Source organism: Streptococcus sp. 27098_8_12 (assembly GCF_041432115.1).
GTDB lineage: Bacteria > Bacillota > Bacilli > Lactobacillales > Streptococcaceae > Streptococcus > Streptococcus parasanguinis_V.
Genome location: NZ_JAPVZA010000014.1, coordinates 45123 through 70051, shown reverse-complemented (window position 1 = coordinate 70051; position 24929 = coordinate 45123). Strand labels below are relative to the sequence as shown.

Sequence of the window (24929 nt, the reverse complement as noted above, 5' to 3'; positions counted from 1 at the left end):
TTCTTAATTGTAGTATGATAGAGGAGTTGAAAAGATGCTAGAAAAGGTGGCAAGTAATATGAAAGATTTTCACTTTGATGCAATTGCTGCATTTGAAAATTACGAAATCGAAAAGATGAGAGATGGTCATGTAGTGGTGACAACCAAGGTCGTGGAATCATCTCTCAATTATTATGGAAATGCGCACGGAGGCTATCTCTTTACCCTGTGTGACCAAGTTAGTGGGTTGGTCGTGGTTTCTCAAGGGGTCGATGGGGTGACCTTGCAATCCTCGATCAATTACTTGAAAGCAGGGCGTCTGGGGGATGTCCTCACGATCCATGGCGAATGTGTCCACAGTGGACGGACGACTCGAGTAGTGGATGTCGATATTACCAATCAAGACGGGGCCAATGTCTGCAAGGCAACCTTTACGATGTTTGTTACGGGAGTGAGAGATGAATCCGCACAAGTACGCATTTAAAAACTATATTTTTGATTTTTATGGAACCTTGGTCGACATCGAAACCGATGAGTCGAGTCCCATTTTATGGGATACCATGGCTCAGATCTACCAATCCTACGGGGCAAGCTATACAGGAGAAGTCTTGCGACTGCGTTATAAAGAGTTGGTGCAACAAGCCGAAGAAGACTTGGCTAAGGAAAAACAAGTTGCCTACCCAGAGATTGATCTGACGGTCATTTTTGTGCAATTGTATTTAGAAGGTCATCCAAGCGGGAATAGTGTTTCCCACCTCAAAGAGTGGGGACGTTTGATTGCGCGGACTTTCCGTGTCCTTTCTCGCAAACGGTTGGAGCTTTATCCTCACACGAAAGAAGTATTAGAGGATATGAAAGCCGCAGGTTGCCGAATCTTTCTCTTATCCAATGCTCAAGCAGTTTTTACCAATCCGGAGATTGATTTGGTTGGCTTGAGAGAACTTTTCCATGCCATTTACTTGTCGTCTGATGCAGGTATTCGAAAACCTCAGCCAGATTTTCTCTTGGAAGTGATGAAAGAACACCAGTTGAACCCTGAGAAAACGGTCATGGTGGGGAATGACTTTACAACAGATGTCGCTGTTGCCCAAAGTATCGGGATGGAGAGTATCTTGATCAATACCTTCCCGTACTCTGATGCTGAACTGCGCGAGAAGAATCAAGCAGGTGTGCGGGTGATTCGAGATATTCAAGAATTGCAGGAAGATTGAGAAATATCATCCATGTAGGGAGGCCAAGTCGCCTCTTTTTTTCATGAAAATGCTACAGTCGAGCAGGATTTGTCAAATTTTCGCTTTCATGGTATACTATGAAAGTTAATTTGAATAAGGAGATAAAAATGAATAACTTACCAAACTGTCCAAAATGTAACTCTGAATATGTCTATGAAGATGGAGCGCTCTTGGTGTGCCCAGAGTGTGCGTATGAATGGAACCCAGCTGAGGTCGAAGAAGAAGAGGGTGTCGTAGCGATTGATGCCAACGGAAACAAATTGGCTGATGGCGATACGGTGACCTTGATCAAAGATTTGAAAGTGAAGGGTGCACCGAAAGATTTGAAACAAGGTACGCGCGTGAAAAATATCCGTATCGTTGAAGGAGACCACAACATCGATTGTAAGATTGATGGCTTTGGTGCAATGAAACTCAAATCAGAATTTGTGAAGAAGATTTAAAGAACAGTACACAAATTAATAGAGTTGTTTAAGTTTATAATGGAACTTTCCGCTGTGAGAAAAGTACTTGAAACAGTATTGTTTCAAGTACTCGGGAGTTTTGAAACTTTAGGTTCAAAACTAAGTCATGGAACTTCGTAGAAGTTCGCTGACGTCCGTCTTCACTTAAGGAAAGTTCCTGATTAAACTGAAGGGCCTAGCCCCTTTTCTTTCAGGAGAATACTATGAAATTCAAACTATTATTTAGCTATCGTTTTCTATTGTTTATCTTAAGTGTACTCGGTGTTTATCTGCAACTGACCAAGCATGGTGGCTTTGGCATGATGCTCTATTACACCATTTTATCTAACATGTTGGTCATGTTCTTTATGGGAGACATGGTTTGGCGCATGGTTCGAGGGCGTTCGACCCAGACTCAGGGCTACCTTCGTATGAAAGGCGCAGTTACCATGTCCATTATGATCACCTGTATCATCTACCACTTTATGTTGGCGCCTCTTGCGACACCAGAGAAGTTTTATCGTTTGGAAAACTTCCTTTGTCATTACATCGTTCCTCTGATGTTCTTCTTTGATACCCTAGTGATTGATAAAGCCAAGCAATACCGTAGACTCGATCCCTTCCTTTGGACCTTGATTCCCCTGGCTTACATGCTCTTTGCCCTTTTCAATGGGTTGGTATTGAAGTGGCCGATTCCAGGTGCAAAAGATAGTCCCTTTGCCTATTTCTTTATCAATGTTAATAAATACGGCTGGGGCTTTGTTGGCAAATGGGTAGTGATCATCTTTATCGCCTACCTCTTGGCTGGCTATGTGCTCTATGGGATTAAAAATATCAAGCGGAAATCGGCTGTTTCTTAGTAAAAACCGAACATTATTCGGACGAAAAGTCATGATTTTAAATTTTTTTGAAAAATATTGAGTTTTTTCTTGCATGTCGTTTGAAACTGTGATATAGTTATCTCAATTAAATAAATCCTTTAATCCTGTCCCGTGAGGCAGGCAAGGAGACTGTGAAAAACAATGGCTAGGACCGTAGGGCGAGACTCTATCCTCTTAGACCATTCATTTGCTGAACCTCCTTGAAAAAGGAGGTTTTTCTTTTACAACTAAGGAGGACTGAATGAAAACCAAAGAAGTCGTTGATGATTTGACGATGAAACGGGCCATTACCCGGATCACCTACGAAATCATTGAACGAAACAAAGATTTAAGCCAGATTGTGCTGGTGGGGATCAAGACGCGTGGTGTTTACATCGCTCGCCGTATCCAAGAACGCCTCTCTCAGCTGGAACAAATCGATGTCCCTGTTGCAGAACTAGATACCAAGCCTTTCCGAGATGACATGAAGGCGACTGAGGATACAACGGTCTTACCAGTTGATATCGCTCATAGAGAAGTCATTTTGATCGATGATGTCCTCTATACAGGTCGCACGATACGCGCTGCCATTGATAATCTGGTCAGTCACGGTCGTCCTGCTCGAGTGAGTCTGGCGGTTCTAGTCGACCGTGGGCATCGGGAGTTGCCGATTCGTCCGGACTTTGTTGGGAAAAATATCCCGACAAGTAAGTCAGAGGAAATCATTGTCGAGATGGTGGAACTAGACGGTCAAGACCGCGTCCTCATCAAAGAAGCTTAAACAAATTGTAAACTATTTGCATTCACATTTTAAAAGGAGAATCAACATGTCTGAAAATCAAATCGCTCTTAAAAACCTTGTCTCAATGGAAACTCTTACCAATGAAGAAGTAATGGCATTGATCAAACGTGGGATTGAGTTCAAAAACGGAGCAAAAGCAGCCTACGAAGACCAACACATCATCTCAAACCTTTTCTTTGAACCTTCAACTCGTACCCACAAAGCCTTTGAAGTGGCAGAGTTGAAATTGGGATGTGATCTCCTTGACTTTGATGTGAAGACAAGCTCTGTGAACAAAGGGGAAACACTTTACGATACCATCTTGACCATGTCAGCTCTTGGAGTAGATGTCTGCGTCATCCGTCACCCTGAAGTGGACTACTACAAAGAATTGGTTGAAAGCCCAACGATCACAGCCTCTATCGTCAATGGTGGGGACGGTTCAGGTCAACACCCAAGCCAAAGCCTGCTTGATTTGATGACTATCTACCAAGAATTCGGTCACTTTGATGGCTTGAAAGTTTGTATCGCTGGGGACTTGGATCACTCACGTGTGGCAAAATCAAATATGCAAATCTTGAAACGTTTGGGAGCAACCCTCTACTTTGCAGGTCCAGACGAATGGAGAAGTGCGGAATTTGAAGACTATGGAAGTTTCGTCACTATCGATGAAGTCATTGAAGAAGTAGATGTGATGATGTTCTTGCGTGTGCAACACGAACGTCATGATTACGAATCACTCTTCTCTAAAGAAAACTACCACCGTCTTCATGGCTTGACTCAAGAACGTTATGACCGTATGAAAGATACAGCGATCCTGATGCACCCAGCACCAGTCAACCGTGACGTTGAAATTGCGGACCACTTGGTAGAAGCTCCTAAATCACGTATCGTAGAACAAATGACCAACGGTGTCTTTGTCCGTATGGCCATCATTGAAGCCGTCCTTAAAGGTCGCGGTGCAAAATAAGATAACTGACAATTCATTGAAAGGAAAGAAAGAGGACAGAGTAGACAGCTACATGGAATCTGACTTTCCTTTTTTTGAGGAACTATGATAAAATTGGATTAGTGTAAAAGAAGGGAGGGGTTCGATGAAACGATTATTGGTCCTAGAGGATGGGACTGTATTTGAAGGAGAAGCCTTTGGTGCAGACTTATATGTGACTGGTGAATTGGTCTTTACGACAGCCATGACAGGCTATCAAGAATTGATCACGGATCAGGCTTTTAGTGGCCAGATCCTCTCCTTTACCTTTCCAGTTATTGGCGCAACAGGGATCAATCGGGACGATTCTGAATCCATTACACCCACTTGTTTGGCAGTAGTGGTTCAACATCTGGTGGAGATGCCGAGTAATTGGCGACAGCAGATGACCTTGGATGAATTCTTGAAGCGAAAAAAAATCCCTGGTATTGTAGGGATTGATACAAGACAGGTAGCAAAAATTGTCCGCAAGTATGGACGGATGAAGGCGACTGTCATTAACAAGGGGGATTCGATCGAGCATATCTTAGATCAGTTGCGAGCGACAGTCCTTCCCAAAGACCAAGTGCGTCAAGTCTCGACAAAAACGGCCTATGCTGTACCAGGTTTTGGAAAGAGTATTGCCTTGATTGATCTAGGGGTCAAGCACTCTGTCTTACGCCAGCTGAGTCAAAGGGACTGTAATGTGACAGTTTATCCCTATGATATCTCTTATGATGAACTGATGGAACAGCAACCAGATGGGGTTATTTTATCCAGTGGGCCTGGCGATCCCCATCAGGTGAAAAAACTCTGCCGCTTGATCAAAAAGCTCAATGGTCAAATTCCGATCTGGGGCATGGGCTTGGGAGCACAGGTACTGGCTCAAGCTTATGGAGCGGAGCTAGCTCCCATGGAAGTCGGGCATTTCGGCTTAAATATTCCTGTGCGTGAAATTGCGACAGGAAAAATTGAGATAACGAGTCAAAATCACTTGTATAGTATTGCGAGAGATAGGCTGCCCCATGATTTATTGGTCACGCATGAAAATGTCAATGACCATAGTATCGAAGCTTTTCGCCATCGTTACCAACCGATTTTAGGGGTTCAATTCCAAGTGGATGCGAGTCCAGGGCCAAGGGAAAATCTCTATTTTTACGATGAATTTTTAGAATTGATTGATGCTAAAATTCACGAAAGTAGAAGGGAGAAGGAATGATGAACCAAAACCAGAAATTGCTTCTCCTATGTGGAGATTCTTATCAGGATATTAGCCTCTTGGCTGCGGTAAATGAAGCACAAAAACTCAATGCCAAGGATGGGAATGCTCTGGTCCTTTATCTGGGCGAAGAAAATACTATCACACAAGAAGCCAGAGAACAGGTTGTAGTCAGTAAGCTTAAGCTGGATGCTCTTAGGACGATTCTTCTTTCTTATACTGGATCTCGCTTGCTCTTAGCCTTTGCGGATAAACAGATTTTGAACCTCTTGTTTCGTTTGGAAGAAACTGGATTTTTCAAAGAGGCATCGATTAGGATTATTGGACCGAGTCTCCAACGCTACCGGACCTTTTATCAGCAGGCGGATCAACGACGCCTTTTTCAAGAGCTGGGCTATCAGGTACCCGCTTCCGCACTGGTTGGTTCTGTTCGAGAAGCCATTGAGTTTTCTGAAGGCATTCAATTTCCCATTATGATCTGGCCGGTAGCGAGTAAGCAAGGGCAGGGGCGAAAGATTGCTCATAACTTGGATGACTTGTGCGAAGCAGTAGAAACGGGACTTGCTGTCTCTCCAAGTCAGCAGTGTTTGCTAGAATTTTCGACCTATGGCTTTAAGGAATTGGATTTTGTGGTCATGCGTGATCGCGAAGACAATCACTACTTGGCAGCTTCTATTGAAAGCATTGATCCTGTCGGGATCCACTCTAGTGACTCTTATCAATTTATGCCAGCGGTCACCCTGACTGACCGGGAGTTTCAAAATCTTCGAGAAGCAGCGATCCACATCAGTCGCTATTTGAAGCTGACAGGAGCGATTTCGATCAAGTTTGCTTTGGATCCGACGAGCTATGCTTTTTATATCCTAGAAGTTAATCCATTTGCTTCAGACAGTATCTCAATGGCCTCTATGGGCTTGGGCTATTCCTTGTTTGAGCAAGGAGTAGAGCTACAATTGGGGCGTTCTCTCGAGCATTTGCCTCACCCCTTATTAAAGGATCTAAAGGCTGTTTACGAACCGAGTTTGGACTATATATTCTTTAAGATCCCGATTTTTTCTGATGCTGCTAAAAATGCCCGCCTCAATACCCAAATTCACTCTTATGGGGCAGTTTATGGATTTGGGAAGAGAATCGATGAAGCTTATCAACAAGCCCTAGAAACCATTAAAGATAAGAACTTGCTGACCATCCTTCCTGAGGAAATGAGCGATGATGAATTAATCCAGAAAATTGCTCGTCATATGCCCCACCGGCTCTTCTATATCTTAGAAGCTTTGAAACGTGGTTTTGAGTTTGAGGAACTCTTGGATTTGAGTAAATTAGCACCAGTTTATTTGCAGGTCCTAGCCAACCTTGTAGCAATGGAAAAAGCAGCAGAAGTTGCAACAAGCCCAGCCTTTCTTCCGGTTGAGCCATCAGCTGGCTTATATGAGGTCAAAGCGGGAGCAGCCTATTATCTGACCCAAAACGGAACCAATGAATCATTGGGTTTGGACGCTGCTTGTGTCTTGGTGGATGATCTAGAAATCTGCGATGAGCATTTTTACCAAAAGGTGAGAAAGCAAGTGAAAGAGCTGAAAGAAAAAGGACAACAGGTGATCTTAGTCACCAATCGTCCTTTTACAGAATCTTTGGCAGATAAAGTCTATTATCTCCCTATCCATGAGACAAGCCTTCACCTGATTCAGAAAATTGATCAGGTCAAAGATATAATCTATCTTTCTAACATACAATAAGAGAGTGGGACAGAAATCGGTAATTCGTTAGAATTCGATTTCGACGTCCCGCCTCCGCACAGTTGAGTAGGGCTGTAAAAGCTGATGAAATCAGCGTAGTAGAGCCCACTCAACCACTGCGTCTTGCTCGAAAATCCAAAAACAATTAAGAGGCTAGGACTTTTGTCCCAGCCTCTTTTTACTTTCTTTCTTATATTTTGGTCACAATACCGATAATGGTATCAACAGCGCGTTCCATGGTTTGGAGACTTACGTATTCAAAGCGACCATGCATGTTTTCGCCACCGGCAAAGATATTTGGTGTTGGAATCCCCATAAAGGAAATTTTAGATCCATCTGTACCACCGCGGATTGGTTCAATGATTGGAGTGATTCCAAGATCTTCCATGACTTCCTTAGCAAGGGTAATCGGTGTCATATCTTTTTCAATCACTTGCTTCATGTTGTAATACTGATCTTTGAGGGTGAGGAGAACGCGTTCGCTACCGAGTTCCGCATTCATCTGATCAGCAATAGATTTCATGAGGTCTTTGCGTTTCTCAAAGCTTTCAGTTTCAAAGTCCCGAATGATGTAGCTAGCACTTGCTTCCTCGACAGTTCCATCGATGTTCATCAAGTGGTAGAAGCCTTCATAGCCTTCGGTTAATTCTGGACGTGCTCCTTCAGGGAGTTTGTTATGGAAATCAATGGCCAATTGAAGAGCGTTGATCATTTGACCTTTGGCTGTACCTGGGTGGACATTGCGTCCTTTGAAGGTAATTTCAGCCCCAGCTGCTGAGAAGGTTTCGTATTGAAGCTCTCCAAGAGGACCCCCATCGACAGTATAGGCAAAGTCTACGTCAAAATCCTCTGCATCAAATTGATCTGCCCCAACTCCGATTTCTTCATCTGGACCAAAGCCGACACGGATTTCTCCGTGTTTGATTTCAGGATGAGCTGTCAGGTATTCAATAGCTGTCATGATTTCAGCGATACCTGACTTATCGTCTGCACCCAGAAGAGTAGTACCATCCGTCGTGATCAAGGTTTGTCCCTTGTAGTTGTTCAAATGAGCAAAATCGGCTGGATCGAGTGTGAAACCAGAGTCACCAAGGGCAATGACACCCCCATCATAATTCTCAACGATTTGTGGATTGACATTTTCGGCATTGAAGTCAGCGGTATCCATGTGAGAGATAAATCCAATCTTGCGTGTAAAGCTTGGATCATTAGCTGGAAGCGTTCCAATAGCATAGCCGTTTGGCAAATAGTAGACGTTTTGAAGACCCACGCGTTTCATCTCAGGGATCAATACATTTGTTGCAAAATCAACCTGTGATTGGGTACTTGGAGTGGTTGTAGAGTTTTCGTCTGAACGTGTGTTAACCTTTACATAGGTAATAAAACGGTCCAACAAATTTTGGTATTTCATGGTCATTCTCCTTTTTCAGTTTCAATTAATTTGTGAATAGCATGGGCCACGCCATCCTCATCATTGGTCAGGGTGATGAAGTCTGCGATTTCCTTGACAGCAGTATTTCCATTTCCCATAGCGACGCTGTAACCAGCAAAACGTAGCATTTCAAGGTCATTATTGGCATCTCCAAGAGCCATGACCTGGTCTCTCCTGTAGCCTAATGTTTGGCTTAATGCTTGAAGAGCAGAAGCCTTGCTAGCTCCTTTTGGCAAGATTTCAAACAAGATATCCTGTGAACGAACAGTGTTAAAATCGGCTTCCAACGCAGCCTCGTGCTGAGCTTGGAAGGCATCAATAGCAGAAGGATCTCCTACATACATGGCTTGAAAAATAGGAACAAGGTTGGGTAGATCTTCTTCTGAGACAGGTGTCGGTTTACTATTAACAATGCCCGCATCCATCGTGACAATTTCACTGGCTTCAGGTGCGACCACTAGGTAGTGATCCATGTCAAATAAGGTTAGCTGGACATCTGTATCTTCCGTCAAAACATGCAACCGGTGCATATCCTCAAGGCTCAACTCTTCCTTGCCGATGATTTCCCAATTCTTAGTGGACAAGGTTGTACACCCGTTATTGATAATCATATAGTAGTTACCATCCGGAAGACCAATCTCTTCAAAGATAGGCCGTACACCCGCTAATGGACGCCCCGTACAGATCACAATGTCATAGCCGGCTTCATGGGCCCGGTGAAGAGCTTCAATATTACCTTTAGATAGAGTCTTATCCTCATGTAAGAGGGTTCCGTCCAAGTCAATCGCAATTAATCGAATCATTTGATTTCCTCCAAATCAAGAGGAACAAAGCCATCAATCACTTTTCCAATCACCCCAGGTTCCTCATCTAGTGGAATGATTTGATCACTATATTTCTTATTAAGGGAAACCAGTCGAATACCGTTGGCCTCACGAAAGACACGTTTGATCAACGTTTGCCCATCAAAATCAATGGCATAAATAGCCCCTGCCTGATCATAATAGGTTTGCTTGATTAACACAACAGCCCCTTTTTCGTATTTAGGCTCGAGGGAATCCGTATGAATCCAAAAAGCCAAATCGTAAGGAATCTTTTGATCAAACCAAACGATATCAGCTTGCTTCTGATTTTGGTAAGCTGCAAAAGAATCATAGACAGAATACGAGTGGTATTGCTTTTCAATTTTCTGTCTTTCTTTCTGATGGGTCAAGAGACTCTTTCCGTAAGAAAGAAGATTTTCTTGATTTCCTTCATCAAGCTGTTTATATAATCGTTCAATCTCTGAATCAATGACTACAAAATCATTGCGCAATCGAGGGTCAATATCAGCAACTGCTACCTGGAAAAAGGCTGCAATCTTCTCTAAATTTTCGGGAACGGGAAGAGAAGTCCCTTTTACATATCCAGTTAGGGTACTTGCAGGGATTCCAGTAATACGAGATAATTCGATCTGCTTTTTTCCTTGTTCTTTCAGTAATTCTCTAATCTTTTCCGATATAATCCGTAATGCCTCTTTGTCTTGAGGGCTTGCTTTTCCACGACCTCTGGCCAACGTACTCACCTCCTTGTATTTACCCTTACTATTATAATGAATTAAATCGAAAAAGTAAATAGAAATCCCTGAGAAATGCGAAAAAAGATGAATTTGATCTAAATCGGATTTTCTTTATAAATTTTATCTGCTATTCCTTTACTTTTTGAGGAAAAAGGTCTAAGATAAAACCAAAGAGTTCATGGAGGTGGAGCTATGATTCGTATCGTTCAAGTCAAAGATGCAGGTCAAATTAGAGATTTATGTCACCAGTCTTTGGGTTATGATTCAACCCTTGAGAAAGTGGCAGCTCAGATCGATAAATTAAATTCGCCAGATTCGGGTCATTTTTGCTTTGTTTATGAAGAGGACCAAACAGGCCATATTCTTGGTTATGTGGAGGCAGAAGTTTATGAAAGTCTCTATAGTGATGCTGGTCTAAATATTTTAGGACTTGCGGTTTTTCCATCTGCTCAAGGACGTGGGATCGGTCGCCAATTGATGGAACGAGTTGAAGAACTTGCCAAAAGCAAGCATTATGCTTTTATCCGTTTAAATTCTGCCTCTCATCGAAAAGAAGCTCATCTCTTTTACGAACGAATAGGTTATGAGGGAAATAAAACGCAGAAGCGATTTTTGAAAATAATGAATTAAGATAGGCAAAGGCCTATCTTTTTTGTTATAATGAAGAGTACGATTAATTTTACTAGGAAGATGATTATGCCAAATTTTGAAGAATTAAAAAAACGACAAGAGAAGATTCGGAACTTCTCGATCATCGCCCATATTGACCATGGAAAGTCAACCTTGGCCGATCGAATCTTAGAAAAAACCGAAACCGTGTCTAGTCGGGAGATGCAAGCCCAACTTTTAGATAGTATGGACCTGGAGCGGGAACGTGGGATTACCATCAAGCTGAATGCTATCGAGTTGAACTACACGGCTAAAGATGGGGAAACCTATATCTTCCACTTGATTGACACACCAGGACACGTGGACTTTACCTATGAGGTTTCGCGGTCGCTCGCTGCCTGTGAGGGAGCCATTCTCGTAGTGGATGCCGCTCAAGGGATTGAAGCCCAGACTCTAGCCAATGTTTACCTAGCGCTGGACAATGATTTGGAAATCCTGCCAGTCATTAATAAGATTGACTTGCCAGCTGCAGATCCAGAACGTGTGCGCACAGAAGTAGAAGATGTCATCGGGTTGGATGCTAGTGAAGCTGTCCTAGCCTCTGCCAAAGCTGGTATTGGGATTGAAGAGATTTTGGAGCAGATCGTTGAGAAAGTTCCAGCACCGACGGGTGATGTTGAAGCCCCTCTTCAAGCCTTGATCTTTGACTCTGTTTATGATGCCTATCGTGGGGTAATTCTTCAGGTCCGAGTGGTCAATGGAATGGTTAAACCAGGCGATAAGATCCAGCTCATGAGCAATGGCAAGACCTTTGATGTCACTGAAGTTGGCATCTTTACTCCTAAAGCAGTCGGTCGTGATTTCCTGGCAACTGGGGATGTTGGCTATATTGCGGCCTCTATCAAGACCGTTGCGGACACCCGTGTCGGGGATACGGTGACCCTAGCGACCAATCCAGCAAGTGAGCCCCTTCATGGATACAAGCAAATGAACCCAATGGTTTTTGCTGGTCTTTATCCAATCGAATCTAACAAATACAATGATCTTCGGGAAGCTTTGGAAAAATTGCAATTGAATGACGCCAGTCTTCAATTTGAACCGGAAACTTCTCAGGCCCTTGGTTTTGGTTTCCGTTGTGGTTTCTTGGGGCTCCTTCATATGGACGTTATCCAGGAGCGTTTGGAGCGTGAGTTCAATATTGACTTGATTATGACGGCACCGTCTGTTATCTACAAGGTTAATTTGACAGATGGAGAAGCACTGGATGTCTCCAACCCTTCTGAGTTCCCAGATCCAACCAAGATCGCTTCGATCGAAGAACCGTATGTTAAAGCCCAAATCATGGTGCCACAAGAGTTTGTCGGGGCGGTTATGGAATTAGCCCAACGGAAACGCGGGGATTTTGTGACCATGGATTACATCGATGAAAATCGGGTAAATGTCATCTATCAAATCCCACTGGCGGAAATTGTCTTTGATTTCTTTGATAAATTGAAATCTTCTACTCGTGGCTATGCGAGCTTTGACTATGAGTTGTCTGAATACCGTCCATCTAAATTGGTTAAAATGGATATCCTTCTCAATGGCGATACCGTCGATGCCCTCAGCTTTATCGTTCACAAGGACTTTGCCTATGAGCGTGGTAAGTTGATTGTTGAGAAACTCAAGAAGATTATCCCTCGTCAACAGTTTGAAGTGCCTATCCAAGCAGCCATCGGTCATAAGATCGTGGCCCGTACAGATATCAAGGCCCTTCGTAAGAACGTCTTGGCCAAGTGTTATGGTGGGGACGTCTCACGGAAACGCAAGCTTCTTGAAAAGCAAAAAGCTGGTAAGAAACGGATGAAAGCAATTGGATCTGTAGAAGTACCACAGGAAGCCTTCTTATCTGTCTTGTCAATGGATGAAGAATAACATTTAGAGAGTGGGACAGAAATCGGTAATTCGTAAGAATTCGATTTCGTCGTACCACCTCCGCACAGTTGAGTAGGGCTGTAAAAGCTGATGAAATCAGCGTAGTAGAGCCCACTCAACCACTGCGTCTTGCTCGACAATCCAAAAATAATTGAGAGGCTAGGACTTTTGTCCCAGCCTTTTGTTTTAGGTTTGAAAGAAATAAACTGAATGAGAAAGGTTCCATCAGATGTGACACTTATCCTATTTTAAAATACCCACTTTCATGGTAGACTAGAGGAAAGAAAACGTTCTCAAGGAGGTTGAGCATGAAACACAAATTATGGGTTACATCACTGACGATTCTTTCTACCTGCACACTAATGGCTTGTAGTCACACCACTCAAAAGGACACAGCAGCTTCTTCTACAAAAGAAAGTAGCAGCAAAGTCGAAAAGCAAACAAGCAGCTCTTCGTCAAAGGATACTGCTTCTACAAAGAAAACCACTTCCAGTCAAGAAACCAAGCGGATTGGAAATGCAGATTATGGTTACATCGATATTCCAAGTAAATGGATCAAGTTCACGGATATCGATGGGACAGAAGCTGTCCAATATACAGATGGCAGTGGCTATAATATTGTCACCTTGAACAGCTTTACCCGGGAAAAGGCCAAAGTTCCTGCGGATATCGAGTTTAATGCTGAATTTCTAGCCAAGAAACTGGCTGTAATGTGGCAAGATAACCAGGATGTTGGGAAGATGACGGGAGCTCGGACTAAAGTCTCAGGTCTGGACGCCTACCAGCTTCAAATTGTCATGAAATCTGGTCAATACCTGATTACTTGGATTTTCCAGAAGGGTGAAAAAGTTTATACCATTTCTTTTGAAGGGGATGCAGAAACCTTGAAAACCTTTATCCCATACATTGAAGACACTTGGAGCCTAGATGGAACAGGCGCTGTAACGGATTAATCAAGTGAGATAGATCGCAAGATCTATCTTTTTTCACAGTCTTTGTGGTATAATCTTTCTATTGTTTAGAAGAGGAAATAGAGGATGACACAGGAAATTGATATTGAAAAATACCATCAGTTAGCTCTCCAAAAGCAAAAGGAGCACCGCAAGGTATTGGCAAATCTCAAGAAGAAGCCACCTAAGAATTTAGATAAAATAGCTCAGGAAATCCACGATGAAGTTTTCCAAGAAATCGACTGTACGGCTTGTGCTAATTGCTGCAAAACCTTAGGGCCCGATTTTAAGGAAGCGGATATCACGCGGATCGCCAAATATTTCAAGATGAAGCTTCCTGCCTTTGAGGCAGAATTTCTTCAAGTTGACGAAGATGGGGACAAGGTTTTTAAATCCATGCCTTGCCCCTTTCTTGGTGGGGACAATCTCTGTTCCATCTATGATGTTCGTCCAAAAGCTTGTCGGGAATTCCCGCACACCGATCGCAAGAAGATTTATCAGATCAACCATCTGACCATCAAGAATACCCTCACTTGCCCAGCAGCTTATTTATTTGTAGAAAAATTGAAGGATCGTTTGTAATGGCATATACATTTTTACTTTTTGATTTGGACCATACCTTGTTGGACTTTGAATCTGCTGAAGAAACAGCCTTGACGCAGATGTTAGAAGACATGAATTTTCCAGATGTACAGGCCTTTAAGGATTACTACAAACCCATGAACCAAGGACTCTGGAAGGATTTGGAGCAAAAGAAATTGACCAAGCAAGAGCTCGTGGATAGTCGGTTTGCGATTGGGTTTGCCCACTTTGGGATCACGGTTGATGGGGCTGAGATGGCTCTTCGCTACCAAGATTACATCAGTCTTCAAGGGCAGTCTTTCCCAGGTGCGGAGGACTTACTGGCCCGACTTGAAAAAGCGGGTTACCAGCTCTATGGTGCAACGAATGGAGTGACTGCCATTCAAGAAGGACGCTTGGCTCATTCTACAATTGCTTCTTATTTCAAAGAGGTCTTTATCTCTGAGCAGCTTCATACTCAGAAACCAGAACCTGCATTTTTTGACAAAGTTGGCCAACTGATTCCAGGTTTTAGCAAGGAAGAGACCCTTATGATCGGAGATTCCTTGACGGCGGATATCGCAGGAGGCCATGCTGCGGGGATTGATACCGTCTGGTATAATCCTGATCGTAAGGAAAATACCAGCCTGGTAGTACCGACTTATACCGTTAGCAACTATCAAGAAATCGCCGATTTACTGATAAAATAAAAAATTTTAAATACTGTCAAGTTTTTTTCTTGACAGGTCTATAAAATGTGTTATAATAGATCATGTGCTAAATAGCTTGTCTATTTCACCGAAAATTAAAATATAGAAAAGAGACTTATAAAAATGGCAGTTAAAATTCGTTTGACTCGTATGGGTTCTAAGAAAAAACCTTACTACCGTATTAACGTAGCAGATTCACGTTCACCACGTGATGGACGTTTCATCGAAACAGTTGGAACTTACAATCCACTTGTTGAAGAAAACCAAGTAACTTTGAAAGAAGACCGCGTTCTTGCATGGTTGGCTGATGGAGCTCAACCTTCAGATACAGTTCGCAACATCCTTTCAAAAGCTGGTGTGATGAAGAAATTCCACGATTCTAAATTCTCAAAATAATTTTTTAAGTAGGTTGATGTATGGATACGATTGAAAATCTCATTATTGCAATTGTGAAACCCTTGATTTCACAACCGGATGCCTTAACCATCAAGATCGAAGATACTCCTGAATTCTTGGAGTACCACCTTGACCTTGATCCTAGCGATGTTGGTCGTGTAATCGGTCGAAAAGGTCGCACCATTTCTGCGATAAGAACGATTGTCTACTCTGTCCCAACTGAAGATAAAAAAGTAAGAATCGTTATTGATGAAAAATAAAAAGGCGGGACTTAGTCCCGTTTTTTGTTGCAAGGAGAAAGAATGAAAGAAGTGACTATTCGGCAGTTACAAGCCTATTTACAAGAACATTACCAGAATACCCGGACGGAAGAAGGTTTGTTTATCAAGCTGGTTGAAGAGGTTGGCGAAGTAGCCGAGGTGTTAAATGGACGTTCTGGACGGAAAGCGGGTGTCCAAGATTCAAATGAGGAATTGGCTAAAGAACTAGCTGATATCATTCACTACACGGTCGCTATCGCGGCCATTAATGAAATCGACCTTACTAAAACTATCTTTGAAAAAGATAAAACAGCAGCCGTAAAATACCAGCACGAGCGGGATTTGGAGCAGTTTCTAGCAGATAAGTCCATTTGAGAAAATCTCTTGAACGTGATAAAATAGAGTGAATAAACTACACTGGAGAAATCATGAATTACTTTAATGTTGGGAAAATTGTCAATACCCAAGGCTTACAAGGAGAAATGCGGGTCTTGTCTGTGACAGACTTTGCGGAAGAGCGTTTTAAAAAAGGAGCTGAGTTGGCGCTCTTTGATGAGAAGGATCGTTTTGTCCAAACGGTGACCATTGCTAGCCACCGCAAGCACAAGAACTTCGACATCATCAAGTTTAAGGATATGTACCATATCAATGCCATTGAGAAATTCAAAGGCTTTAGCCTCAAGGTTGCAGAAGAAGACTTGACGGATTTGGAGGATGGCGAGTTTTATTACCATGAGATCATCGGCCTTGATGTTTACGAGAATGACCAACTAATCGGTCAGATCAAGGAAATCCTGCAACCAGGTGCCAATGATGTCTGGGTCGTGAAACGCAAAGGCAAACGAGATCTTCTTTTGCCATATATTCCACCTGTAGTCTTGAATATTGATATCCCAGGAAACCGGGTGGATGTAGAGATCTTAGAAGGGTTAGACGATGAAGATTGATATTTTAACCCTCTTTCCAGAGATGTTTTCTCCCCTTGAGCATTCCATCGTCGGAAAGGCTCGTGAAAAAGGTCTATTAGAGATCAACTACCATAATTTCCGCGAAAATGCAGAGAAGGCGCGGCATGTGGACGATGAACCTTATGGTGGCGGGCAAGGCATGCTTCTACGAGCGCAGCCGATTTTTGATGCCTTTGATGCCATTGAGAAAAAGAATCCGCGCGTGATCCTGCTGGATCCTGCTGGTCGGACCTTCGACCAAGCCTACGCAGAAGAGTTGGCTCAGGAAGAAGAATTGATTTTTATCTGTGGTCACTATGAGGGCTACGACGAGCGGATCAAGACCTTGGTGACGGATGAGATTTCTCTTGGCGATTATGTCCTGACGGGTGGCGAGCTAGCGGCCATGACTATGATTGATGCGACGGTACGCTTGATTCCAGAAGTGATCGGAAAAGAGTCCAGCCACCAGGATGACAGTTTCTCCTCTGGTCTCTTAGAGTATCCTCAATACACCCGGCCTTATGAATACAGAGGAATGACAGTTCCAGATGTTCTTATGAGTGGCCATCATGAAAATATCCGTCAGTGGCGCCTCTATCAGAGTTTGAAAAAGACCTTAGAACGTCGTCCAGACTTGCTAGAAAACTATGAGTTGACAGCAGAAGAAGAGAAGATGTTGGAACAAATTAAACAAGAAGACTAACAGCGTCAGCTGTTTTTCTTTTGCCTCAAAAATTTATGAAAAAAACTTTTAAAACCTACTAGTTATTGGTAACAAAATGTGGTATGCTAAGGGGTAGAGAAACTTCAAGAAAATGATTAAGTTTTGGGGGTGAGTTTAATGGGAAAGAAATTAGGAAAATCGGTTTTCACGACTGGGATTGCTGCAACAACAGTCCTATCTGGTATGTTTCATCACAAAGCAAATGCCGAAGAGGTCAAGCAAAATGAAAATCCAGAAACCAACAGCACGGAAGTAGTTGAAAAACCAATTACAGTTGATGAGTTGAAGCAAATCACAGCTCAAAAAGGGCAAGTGGTGAAAGATGTCCACTACCAAGAGCAAAAAGTGATCGATGCTCAAACAGAAGTCAAGGCTGCTGGACAAGAACTGGAAGAAAAGAAAGCAGAAGTGACGGATGCGGAAAACCTCATCGCAACGACTTCGGATGCCCAAGTTCAGAATGCAGAAAATGACGTCAAGGTGGCTCAAGCCTATGTGACTATTGAAGAAAATAAGGTTCGAGAAGCAGAAGCTGCTCATGACCAAGTCGTAGAGGCTGTTCGTCAACAGGAAAATCAGGTTACTGCTCAGGAATCTTTGGTCGATGTAGCACAAAATGAATTGAACCAAGCCAAAGCACCGATTTCAAATGATGAGAATGTACTCAACCAGGCTTTGTTGGAGCAAAGTCAAGTCGAGCAAAGTATCCGAGAATCTCAGAATCATCTTGCAACCTTGCAAGCGAGTCAGCAAACTGGCTCAGATACTGTGGCTCAAATTGAGAACGACATTCAACTGGCTCAAACGCGTCTAACAGATTTGAAAGCGGTCATCGCTACCAAGGAAGCAGAATTGGCAGCCTTAGAACAAGCAGCGGCCAATAGCCCAGTTCAGTTGAGTCAAGCGACTTATGAAGGTTATTTGCAACACTTAGCAGACAATGGCAATGAAGCTGCAGCGAGCGCTTTAGCCCTCTACAAACGTGGTCGTGAAGAAGACGGCTTAACGGTTGGAGAGTCTGGATCCTTGCAAGCTAACCTCCGAGCACTTGAAATTGCTGATGCTATCAACGCTTATCGTCGCAATGCCGGCTTGCCTGAATTGGAACTGGATCCCTATTCCCTTCCAGCCAGTCAAGTACAGTTGGAATACTTCAAAAAAGCCAACTGGCATATGTTTAAGTATTTGCCAAACGAGAACATCGCTTATGGCTTCTCACCTGCTGGTGCGGTTGACTTTTGGTACAATGAAAAAGCGGCTTATCAGGAAGTAGCGGCTCAATATGGTCTACCAACAGACGAAACACAAATCGATGCCAATGACATTTATATGAAAATTGGGGCTGAGGCCTTTGCGAAGGTTGGTCACTACCTCCAAATGGTAGACAACAAAGCGACAGCTTTATCAGTCGCTTATGACCCAAGCAATGCTATGTCAGAAGCAGCTTTCTTACATAGTCCGGTCCATTCAGCAGTGTCAACCAGTGCACTCGCTTACCAATTGCGTCAGGGAGCTGGCGCAACGACGACAAGATCAGATGTGAAAGCAAAATCTGATGAAGTCGCTAATCTCAAGTTAGACAAGGCCAATCAAGAGTCTCAAATCATTATCCTGCAAGGCAAGTTAGAAGATGCCCGCCATACCAATTCAAATGTGGCAGTAGAGATGGCCAATGTCCAAAAGACCATCCAAAATTACAAGATTCTTCTCGTTAGCAAGGACCATGCGGTTGAAAAGGCGAAGGCGACTCTTGGTGTATCTCGAGGTCGGATTGAAGCAGCCATCCAACCAAAAGAAGCGGCCCTTCAAAAAGCGAAGGATTTGTTAGCGGCTGCGCGTGAGAAATTAGATCGTTTAAAAGCAGAAGAAGCAGAAAAAGCCCAAGTCGTTCAAGAAGCGCATGAGGGCTTGAAGGCGGCGCAAGAGCGACTAGTTGCAGCTGAAAAACGTCTTTCTGACTTTAAAAATGCTCCAGAATTATTGGTCAAAGCCCAATCCGTTTTATCAGCTGCGGTGGCTAATTTAGAGAATAAAAAAGAAAAATTGGAAGCAGAATTCACAACCCTTCAATCTTATCAAAGTGTCGTGGAACTGTTGAATTCCCAATATGAAGATCTAGCTTCTCGGATGGATCCAGCTATTTTAGAAGCAGCAGATATGCCAATGGATATCCGCTCAAGCAATCCAACAACTTTCTCGGATAGACCAACGGTTCTTCCAACAACTACCAATAGTCCACAAGTGCAAGCACCAACAGCTAGTCCAGCTCCAAAACAAGAAGCTAAAGTAGAAGAAATCAAACCGAAAAAAGAAAACAGCCAAGCTGTGGCTGGATCTGATTCCTCCAAATATGCAGTAGCAACAACAGGTGTTGCCGTCGGGCTACTTGCTGGATTGTTTGGTTTCAAGAAAAAGAAACAATCATCAAAAAATGATTAAGACATACCGAAGATAGAGTGGATGCTTAGACATTTTATTGCTTAAACTCTTCAAAGAAGATATATGAGGGTGGGAAAAGAACTCTTTTAACAAAATGAGTTCATTCCCACTCTTTTTTGTACACTTTTGTATCTTTTGGAAGAAAATGACAGAAAATGATAAAAAATGTTGACAATTTTGAAAGATAGAGTATAATAGTTTTTGTAATCGATTGCAAAAGGAGGGGAAATGCTTAAATCTGAACGAAAACAGTTTATCCTCGAAAAGGTTTTGAAGGAAAAATTTGTCTCTTTGGAGACTCTTGTACAAGATTTGGGAACATCTGAATCGACTGTTCGTCGGGATTTGGATGAGTTAGAGGATGAAAGCAAACTTCGCCGGGTCCACGGTGGGGCGGAAAGTCTTCACTTTCTTCAAGAGGAAGAAAGTAATAAAGAAAAATCTATCAAAAACATTCAAGTTAAGTCAAAAATTGCAGTAAAGGCAGCGGAATTGATCAAAGATCACGATGTGGTCTTTATCGATGCCGGGACGACCAATGAACTTCTAGTACAAGAAATTGTTAATCCAACGGTGACAGTAGTGACCAACTCGATTCACCATGCAACCAAGTTGGTTGAGCGAAATGTTCCAACAGTCATTATAGGTGGAATGGTTAAATCTTCTACAGATGCTAGTATCGGAGGAATCGCGCTCAATCAAATCGGTCAGTTAAATTTTGACAAGGCCTTTCTTGGAATGAATGGAATCGATGATGAGTTTTACAGCACTCCAGACCTGGAAGAAGGATCTGTCAAGCGTGCGATTATCGAAAATGCAAAAAAAACCTATATCCTAGCGGATGATTCGAAAATTGGCGTGACATCCTTTGTCAAAGTGGCTCCTATCAAGCGAGCCATGATTATCACCAATCAATGTGAACCGCAACGATTAAAGGTTTTAAAAGAAAAAACGGAGGTTATAGAGGTTTGATTTATACAGTAACACTGAATCCAGCCATTGACTATATTGTTCGACTCGATCATGTAGAGACGGGAGCGGTCAATCGGATGGCTTCGGAAGATAAATTCGCCGGTGGTAAAGGGATCAATGTCAGTCGTGTGTTGAAGCGTCTCGATATCGAGAACACAGCGACTGGATTTATCGGTGGTTTCACTGGACGTTTCATTGAAGACGTACTGACCAGCGAAGCCATTTCAACCAACTTTGTGACAGTGGACCAAGATACACGGATCAATGTCAAGATCAAAGCTGATGAGGAAACAGAGATCAATGGGAATGGCCCAGAAGTAACAGAAGCTCAGTTGCAAGAATTGCTCGACATCTTATCGAGTTTATCATCAGATGATGTGGTAGTCTTTGCAGGATCTGCTCCATCTTCACTTGGAAATGCTGTTTACAAACAATTGATCGCAGCAACTCGTGCGACAGGCGCGCAAGTCGTTTGCGACTTTGAAGGGCAAACCTTGATTGATTCCTTAGAGTTCAATCCCCAATTGGTTAAACCAAATAACCATGAATTGGGAGATATTTTTGGAGTTACCTTGACGGAATTACCAGAAATTGAACGTTACGCCAAAGAAATCTTGGCCAAAGGAGCACAAAACGTCATTATTTCCATGGCGGGTGATGGAGCTCTTCTTGTCAGTCCAAACGGTACTTACTTCGCAAAACCAATCAAAGGGGAAGTGAAGAATTCTGTTGGGGCTGGAGATTCCATGGTAGCAGGCTTCACTGGGAAGCTCGCAACAACAGGAGATGTCATCGAAGCCTTCAAATGGGGCGTGGCTTGTGGAACAGCGACCACCTTCTCAGATGATTTGGCAACAGCTGACTATATAAAAGAAACTTATGAAAAAGTAGAGGTAGAAAAACTATGAAAATTCAAGACGTTTTAAATAAAAACGTGATGTTGTTTGACCTTCAAGCGACAGATAAAGAGGGCGTGATCAATGAGATGATTCAATCGCTCGTTGATAATGGTGTGGTGACAGATTTTGACACCTTCAAGGCTGGAATCATGAACCGTGAAGCACAAACTTCAACTGGTTTGGGTGACGGAATTGCTATGCCCCACAGCAAAAACGAAGCAGTCAAAGAAGCAACAGTCTTGTTTGCAAAATCAAACAAGGGTGTGGACTATGCTTCACTGGATGGCCAACCAACAGACTTGTTTTTCATGATCGCAGCTCCAGAAGGGGCAAATGACACTCACTTGGCAGCCCTTGCTGAATTGTCTAAGTACTTGATGAAACCAGGATTTGCGGACAAACTTCGCCAAGCAAGCACTCCTGATCAAGTGATCGCAGCCTTTGATGCAGAAGAGCAAGAAGCTGCCGCTGAAGAAGCGAAAAAAGCAGAAGCAGTCAGAGAAGCAGCTTCGTCTGACAAACCTCTCATCGTTGCCGTTACAGCATGTACAACAGGTATCGCCCACACTTATATGGCAGAAGAAGCCCTCATCAAAAAAGGGGAAGAAATGGGTGTTATAGTCCGCGTTGAAACTAACGGTGCATCTGGTGTCGGCAACCGCTTGACAGCTGAAGAAATCGCAAAAGCTGAAGGGGTCATCATTGCAGCTGATAAAGCAGTTGAAACCGCTCGTTTCGATGGCAAAAAATTGATCTCTAAACCAGTCGCAGCCGGTATCCGTCAGACAGAAGACTTGATCCAAACCATCTTGGATGGCAAAGCAGATGTCTTCCACGCTGAAAATGCTGCACAAGCTAGCGCTAGCCAAGAAAAATTGAGCCTAGGTGGAGCCTTCTACAAACACTTGATGAGTGGGGTTTCTCAAATGCTTCCATTCGTTATCGGTGGTGGTATCTTGATCGCCCTTGCCTTCTTGATTGACCAAGTTCTTGGTGTACCTCAAGATCAATTGTCTAGTCTTGGTTCTTATCATGTATTAGCAGCACAATTTAAAACAATTGGTGGAGTAGCCTTTGGCTTCATGCTTCCTGTACTTGCAGGTTACATTGGATTCTCAATCGCTGAAAAACCTGGTTTTGTAGCAGGGTTTATCGCTGGATCTATTGCTAGCTCAGGGTCAGCATTTGGAAATATCGCCTACGGTGCTGCTAAAGGTGAATTACCAGCAGCAGTATCATCTGGTTTCCTTGGTGCCTTAGTTGGTGGTTTCCTAGCAGGTGGAGTGATTCTAGTTCTTCGTAAAGCCCTTGCAGGTCTTCCACGTTCTCTTGATGGTATCCGTTCAATCCTTCTCTTGCCATTGCTTGGTGTTGGTTTGACAGGATTCTTGATGTTCCTCATCAATATTCCAATGGCTGCTATCAATACTGGTCTTAACAACTTCCTTTCAAGCTTGTCAGGTAGCTCAGCTGTCCTTCTTGGACTTCTTGTCGGCGGTATGATGGCTGTCGATATGGGTGGACCAGTTAACAAAGCCGCTTATGTCTTCGCTACAGGTACACTTGCTGAATCTGTTGCTTCAGGTGGTTCTATTGTTATGGCAGCTGTTATGGCAGCTGGTATGGTTCCTCCATTGGCAGTATTCGTAGCAACTGTATTGTTTAAAGATAAATTCACACAGGAAGAACGAGATTCTGGTTTGACAAACATCGTTATGGGTCTTTCCTTCATCACAGAAGGTGCCATTCCATTCGGTGCAGCTGACCCAGCTCGTGCCATCCCTAGCTTCATTGCAGGTTCAGCATTGACAGGTGCCCTTGTTGGTCTTGCAGGCTTGAAACTTATGGCTCCTCACGGAGGAATCTTCGTTATCGCCCTTACATCAAATCCACTTCTTTACATCTTGTTCGTATTGATCGGTGCAGTCGTAAGTGGTATCTTATTCGGATTGCTTCGCAAACCTAAAAACTAAATATGATTAAAAGGTTGGGTCTTCCCCGGCCTTTTCTTCTTGTACTAGCAAAAAATCACCTCATTCGGCGTTGGTATCTTAAGCTGAATTATGGTATAATAAGCATAACGCATATTTTTAGGAGAATAAAAATGGATATTCAACGTGAAAAAGAATTTGTCAGCCAATACCACTATGACGCTCGTAATTTTGAGTGGGAAAAAGAAAATGGCATCCCTGAAACAAAAGTTGATGTAAACTTTCAATTGATCAATCGTGATCAAGAACAAAACACGACTTCTTTGATTGTCATCTTGAGCTACATGATCGTTTTTGACGGTTTTGTGATCAGCGGAACCATCACTCAAATCAACCACTTGTTTGGTCGTTATATCAATGAACCAAGTGAATTCAGCAAAGACGAAGTGGAAGAATTGGCTCGCCCTTGCTTGAATATGCTCAACCGTTTGACTTATGAAGTCACAGAAATTGCCCTCGATTTACCGGGTATTAATTTGGAGTTTTAATCAATGAAATTAGCAGTGATCACGGATTCGTCTGCCTATTTATCGCAAGACGTGCTCCATCACGACGACTTATTTATTTTAGAGATCCCGATCTATATCGATGGGGAGTCTTATGTTGAAGGGAAGAACCTGACACACGATGAGTTCTACCAAAAGATGGCTGCGTCTAAGGAATTGCCAAAGACTAGCCAGCCGAGTGTGGCAGAGTTAGAAGAAGTCTTATCTGGTTTGACAGCTAAGGGCTATACGCATGCTATCGGTCTTTTCTTGTCATCAGGTATTTCTGGTTTCTACCAAAATATCCAATATTTGAAGGACGAATTTGAAGGCTTGACCGTCGAATTTCCGGACTCAAAAATTACCAGTGCTCCTCTAGGAATGATGACAGAAGACTGCTTGAAATGGGCTGGTGAAGGCCGTTCCTTCGACGAGATTGTTGCCAATGTCCAACACCAGATTGATGGAACCTCTGCCTATATCATGGTGGATGATTTGAACCACTTGGTTAAAGGTGGCCGTCTGTCAAATGGGGCTGCTATTCTTGGGAACCTATTGAGCATCAAGCCTATTCTTCATTTTAATGATGAAGGCGTGATTGAGGTCTTTGAGAAAGTCCGGACGGAAAAGAAAGCCATGAAACGCTTGGTAGAGATTGTTGTATCAGATATCGCAGATGGTCATTACCAAGTCTTTGTCATCCACGCTAATGTCCCTGAAAAAGCAGAAGCACTTCGCCAACTGCTCATCGAAGAAGGAGTGGAAGGTGACATTCCTTTTGCTACCTTTGGAGGGGTTATTGGGACGCACCTAGGTGACCATAGCTTAGCAGTTGGGTATATCCCTATCGTTTAAGGAGTAT

The 24929-nt window shown here is 43.1% G+C and carries 27 protein-coding genes; 24 read left to right on the top strand and 3 right to left on the bottom strand.

The window, feature by feature from the left end; translation table 11 throughout:
- Positions 1-58: 58 nt before the first annotated feature.
- From O3629_RS07090 to O3629_RS07055, 8 genes are all read left to right on the top strand, one after another.
- On the top strand, positions 59-463 hold the full coding sequence (locus tag O3629_RS07090) for a PaaI family thioesterase (RefSeq protein ID WP_003016342.1): 405 nt from the start codon (positions 59-61) through the stop codon (positions 461-463).
- Positions 438-1190: an HAD family hydrolase gene (locus O3629_RS07085; protein ID WP_277838722.1), complete on the top strand. Its 753-nt coding sequence runs from the start codon at positions 438-440 to the stop codon at positions 1188-1190. The genes O3629_RS07090 and O3629_RS07085 overlap by 26 nt, the downstream gene beginning before the upstream one ends.
- A gap of 128 nt (positions 1191-1318) precedes the next feature.
- The gene (locus tag O3629_RS07080) at positions 1319-1654 is read left to right on the top strand and encodes a zinc ribbon domain-containing protein YjdM (protein ID WP_003016288.1); all 336 of its coding nucleotides are present in this window, start codon (positions 1319-1321) and stop codon (positions 1652-1654) included.
- A gap of 224 nt (positions 1655-1878) precedes the next feature.
- The gene (locus O3629_RS07075; RefSeq protein ID WP_371608958.1) at positions 1879-2514 is read left to right on the top strand and encodes a Pr6Pr family membrane protein; all 636 of its coding nucleotides are present in this window, start codon (positions 1879-1881) and stop codon (positions 2512-2514) included.
- A gap of 262 nt (positions 2515-2776) precedes the next feature.
- On the top strand, positions 2777-3295 hold the full coding sequence (pyrR, locus tag O3629_RS07070; RefSeq protein WP_003001719.1) for a bifunctional pyr operon transcriptional regulator/uracil phosphoribosyltransferase PyrR: 519 nt from the start codon (positions 2777-2779) through the stop codon (positions 3293-3295).
- 46 nt (positions 3296-3341) lie between these two features.
- Positions 3342-4265 carry an aspartate carbamoyltransferase catalytic subunit gene (locus O3629_RS07065; protein ID WP_302692232.1) on the top strand — a complete coding sequence of 308 codons (924 nt, stop codon included), beginning with the start codon at positions 3342-3344 and terminating at the stop codon, positions 4263-4265.
- A gap of 124 nt (positions 4266-4389) precedes the next feature.
- Entirely contained in the window at positions 4390-5481 is a 1092-nt protein-coding gene (locus O3629_RS07060) for a carbamoyl phosphate synthase small subunit (protein ID WP_371608957.1), read from the top strand.
- On the top strand, positions 5478-7217 hold the full coding sequence (locus O3629_RS07055; protein WP_371608956.1) for a carbamoyl-phosphate synthase large subunit: 1740 nt from the start codon (positions 5478-5480) through the stop codon (positions 7215-7217). Before O3629_RS07060 ends, O3629_RS07055 begins: the two co-directional genes overlap by 4 nt.
- Positions 7218-7407: 190 nt before the next feature.
- Here the strand turns inward: O3629_RS07055 and pepT are convergent, their stop codons facing one another.
- The 3 genes from pepT to O3629_RS07040 are packed head-to-tail and all read right to left on the bottom strand — an operon-like array spanning position 7408 to position 10204.
- Complete coding sequence (pepT, locus tag O3629_RS07050) at positions 7408-8628, bottom strand: peptidase T (RefSeq protein WP_371608955.1); 1221 nt, start codon at positions 8626-8628, stop codon at positions 7408-7410.
- A 2-nt stretch (positions 8629-8630) separates the two neighbouring features.
- The gene (locus tag O3629_RS07045; RefSeq protein ID WP_070665352.1) at positions 8631-9452 is read right to left on the bottom strand and encodes a Cof-type HAD-IIB family hydrolase; all 822 of its coding nucleotides are present in this window, start codon (positions 9450-9452) and stop codon (positions 8631-8633) included.
- Positions 9449-10204, bottom strand: coding sequence for an XRE family transcriptional regulator (locus O3629_RS07040; protein WP_049486142.1), 756 nt, complete (start codon positions 10202-10204; stop codon positions 9449-9451). Before O3629_RS07040 ends, O3629_RS07045 begins: the two co-directional genes overlap by 4 nt.
- A gap of 195 nt (positions 10205-10399) precedes the next feature.
- Between O3629_RS07040 and O3629_RS07035 the strand changes: the two genes are divergently transcribed.
- From O3629_RS07035 to O3629_RS06960, 16 genes are all read left to right on the top strand, one after another.
- Positions 10400-10837, top strand: a complete 438-nt coding sequence (locus O3629_RS07035; RefSeq protein ID WP_371608954.1) for a GNAT family N-acetyltransferase — start codon at positions 10400-10402, stop codon at positions 10835-10837.
- A 66-nt stretch (positions 10838-10903) separates the two neighbouring features.
- Positions 10904-12730, top strand: a complete 1827-nt coding sequence (lepA, locus tag O3629_RS07030) for a translation elongation factor 4 (RefSeq protein ID WP_009731117.1) — start codon at positions 10904-10906, stop codon at positions 12728-12730.
- A gap of 308 nt (positions 12731-13038) precedes the next feature.
- Entirely contained in the window at positions 13039-13683 is a 645-nt protein-coding gene (locus O3629_RS07025; RefSeq protein WP_371608953.1) for a hypothetical protein, read from the top strand.
- A gap of 84 nt (positions 13684-13767) precedes the next feature.
- Complete coding sequence (locus O3629_RS07020; RefSeq protein WP_003001664.1) at positions 13768-14262, top strand: YkgJ family cysteine cluster protein; 495 nt, start codon at positions 13768-13770, stop codon at positions 14260-14262.
- Complete coding sequence (locus O3629_RS07015) at positions 14262-14951, top strand: YjjG family noncanonical pyrimidine nucleotidase (protein WP_371608952.1); 690 nt, start codon at positions 14262-14264, stop codon at positions 14949-14951. Before O3629_RS07020 ends, O3629_RS07015 begins: the two co-directional genes overlap by 1 nt.
- A gap of 123 nt (positions 14952-15074) precedes the next feature.
- Positions 15075-15347, top strand: coding sequence for a 30S ribosomal protein S16 (gene rpsP, locus O3629_RS07010; RefSeq protein ID WP_003007475.1), 273 nt, complete (start codon positions 15075-15077; stop codon positions 15345-15347).
- A gap of 20 nt (positions 15348-15367) precedes the next feature.
- A complete protein-coding gene (gene kphA / locus O3629_RS07005) occupies positions 15368-15607 on the top strand; it encodes an RNA-binding protein KphA (protein WP_003001620.1) in 240 nt (79 codons plus the stop codon).
- A gap of 42 nt (positions 15608-15649) precedes the next feature.
- Complete coding sequence (locus tag O3629_RS07000; protein ID WP_049507369.1) at positions 15650-15982, top strand: MazG nucleotide pyrophosphohydrolase domain-containing protein; 333 nt, start codon at positions 15650-15652, stop codon at positions 15980-15982.
- Between the two features lie 53 nt (positions 15983-16035).
- On the top strand, positions 16036-16554 hold the full coding sequence (rimM, locus tag O3629_RS06995; protein WP_003011300.1) for a ribosome maturation factor RimM: 519 nt from the start codon (positions 16036-16038) through the stop codon (positions 16552-16554).
- On the top strand, positions 16544-17260 hold the full coding sequence (gene trmD, locus O3629_RS06990; RefSeq protein WP_003007469.1) for a tRNA (guanosine(37)-N1)-methyltransferase TrmD: 717 nt from the start codon (positions 16544-16546) through the stop codon (positions 17258-17260). The genes rimM and trmD overlap by 11 nt, the downstream gene beginning before the upstream one ends.
- Positions 17261-17398: 138 nt before the next feature.
- A complete protein-coding gene (locus O3629_RS06985) occupies positions 17399-19720 on the top strand; it encodes a CAP domain-containing protein (protein WP_371608951.1) in 2322 nt (773 codons plus the stop codon).
- A 228-nt stretch (positions 19721-19948) separates the two neighbouring features.
- Entirely contained in the window at positions 19949-20692 is a 744-nt protein-coding gene (locus O3629_RS06980) for a DeoR/GlpR family DNA-binding transcription regulator (RefSeq protein ID WP_003016359.1), read from the top strand.
- Positions 20689-21600, top strand: coding sequence for a 1-phosphofructokinase (gene pfkB / locus O3629_RS06975; RefSeq protein ID WP_049488054.1), 912 nt, complete (start codon positions 20689-20691; stop codon positions 21598-21600). Before O3629_RS06980 ends, pfkB begins: the two co-directional genes overlap by 4 nt.
- A complete protein-coding gene (locus tag O3629_RS06970; RefSeq protein ID WP_371467924.1) occupies positions 21597-23564 on the top strand; it encodes a fructose-specific PTS transporter subunit EIIC in 1968 nt (655 codons plus the stop codon). The genes pfkB and O3629_RS06970 overlap by 4 nt, the downstream gene beginning before the upstream one ends.
- A 131-nt stretch (positions 23565-23695) precedes the next feature.
- Positions 23696-24070, top strand: a complete 375-nt coding sequence (locus O3629_RS06965; RefSeq protein WP_371467926.1) for a DUF1149 family protein — start codon at positions 23696-23698, stop codon at positions 24068-24070.
- Positions 24071-24073: 3 nt separating this feature from the next.
- Positions 24074-24922: a DegV family protein gene (locus O3629_RS06960; RefSeq protein ID WP_371467928.1), complete on the top strand. Its 849-nt coding sequence runs from the start codon at positions 24074-24076 to the stop codon at positions 24920-24922.
- Positions 24923-24929: the final 7 nt, after the last annotated feature.

Coding starts and splice junctions, on each gene's coding strand:
- trmD (WP_003007469.1), top strand. CDS start 16,544: ATGAAGATTGATATTTTAACCCTCTTTCCAGAGATGTTTTCTCCCCTT.
- O3629_RS07060 (WP_371608957.1), top strand. CDS start 4,390: ATGAAACGATTATTGGTCCTAGAGGATGGGACTGTATTTGAAGGAGAA.
- O3629_RS07020 (WP_003001664.1), top strand. CDS start 13,768: ATGACACAGGAAATTGATATTGAAAAATACCATCAGTTAGCTCTCCAA.
- O3629_RS06960 (WP_371467928.1), top strand. CDS start 24,074: ATGAAATTAGCAGTGATCACGGATTCGTCTGCCTATTTATCGCAAGAC.
- kphA (WP_003001620.1), top strand. CDS start 15,368: ATGGATACGATTGAAAATCTCATTATTGCAATTGTGAAACCCTTGATT.
- O3629_RS07080 (WP_003016288.1), top strand. CDS start 1,319: ATGAATAACTTACCAAACTGTCCAAAATGTAACTCTGAATATGTCTAT.
- O3629_RS07025 (WP_371608953.1), top strand. CDS start 13,039: ATGAAACACAAATTATGGGTTACATCACTGACGATTCTTTCTACCTGC.
- O3629_RS07015 (WP_371608952.1), top strand. CDS start 14,262: ATGGCATATACATTTTTACTTTTTGATTTGGACCATACCTTGTTGGAC.
- pepT (WP_371608955.1), bottom strand. CDS start 8,628: ATGAAATACCAAAATTTGTTGGACCGTTTTATTACCTATGTAAAGGTT.
- O3629_RS07035 (WP_371608954.1), top strand. CDS start 10,400: ATGATTCGTATCGTTCAAGTCAAAGATGCAGGTCAAATTAGAGATTTA.
- rpsP (WP_003007475.1), top strand. CDS start 15,075: ATGGCAGTTAAAATTCGTTTGACTCGTATGGGTTCTAAGAAAAAACCT.
- O3629_RS06985 (WP_371608951.1), top strand. CDS start 17,399: ATGGGAAAGAAATTAGGAAAATCGGTTTTCACGACTGGGATTGCTGCA.
- O3629_RS07090 (WP_003016342.1), top strand. CDS start 59: ATGAAAGATTTTCACTTTGATGCAATTGCTGCATTTGAAAATTACGAA.
- rimM (WP_003011300.1), top strand. CDS start 16,036: ATGAATTACTTTAATGTTGGGAAAATTGTCAATACCCAAGGCTTACAA.
- O3629_RS07085 (WP_277838722.1), top strand. CDS start 438: ATGAATCCGCACAAGTACGCATTTAAAAACTATATTTTTGATTTTTAT.
- O3629_RS06970 (WP_371467924.1), top strand. CDS start 21,597: ATGAAAATTCAAGACGTTTTAAATAAAAACGTGATGTTGTTTGACCTT.
- O3629_RS07065 (WP_302692232.1), top strand. CDS start 3,342: ATGTCTGAAAATCAAATCGCTCTTAAAAACCTTGTCTCAATGGAAACT.
- O3629_RS07055 (WP_371608956.1), top strand. CDS start 5,478: ATGATGAACCAAAACCAGAAATTGCTTCTCCTATGTGGAGATTCTTAT.
- O3629_RS06980 (WP_003016359.1), top strand. CDS start 19,949: ATGCTTAAATCTGAACGAAAACAGTTTATCCTCGAAAAGGTTTTGAAG.
- O3629_RS07075 (WP_371608958.1), top strand. CDS start 1,879: ATGAAATTCAAACTATTATTTAGCTATCGTTTTCTATTGTTTATCTTA.
- pyrR (WP_003001719.1), top strand. CDS start 2,777: ATGAAAACCAAAGAAGTCGTTGATGATTTGACGATGAAACGGGCCATT.
- O3629_RS06965 (WP_371467926.1), top strand. CDS start 23,696: ATGGATATTCAACGTGAAAAAGAATTTGTCAGCCAATACCACTATGAC.
- lepA (WP_009731117.1), top strand. CDS start 10,904: ATGCCAAATTTTGAAGAATTAAAAAAACGACAAGAGAAGATTCGGAAC.
- O3629_RS07045 (WP_070665352.1), bottom strand. CDS start 9,452: ATGATTCGATTAATTGCGATTGACTTGGACGGAACCCTCTTACATGAG.
- O3629_RS07000 (WP_049507369.1), top strand. CDS start 15,650: ATGAAAGAAGTGACTATTCGGCAGTTACAAGCCTATTTACAAGAACAT.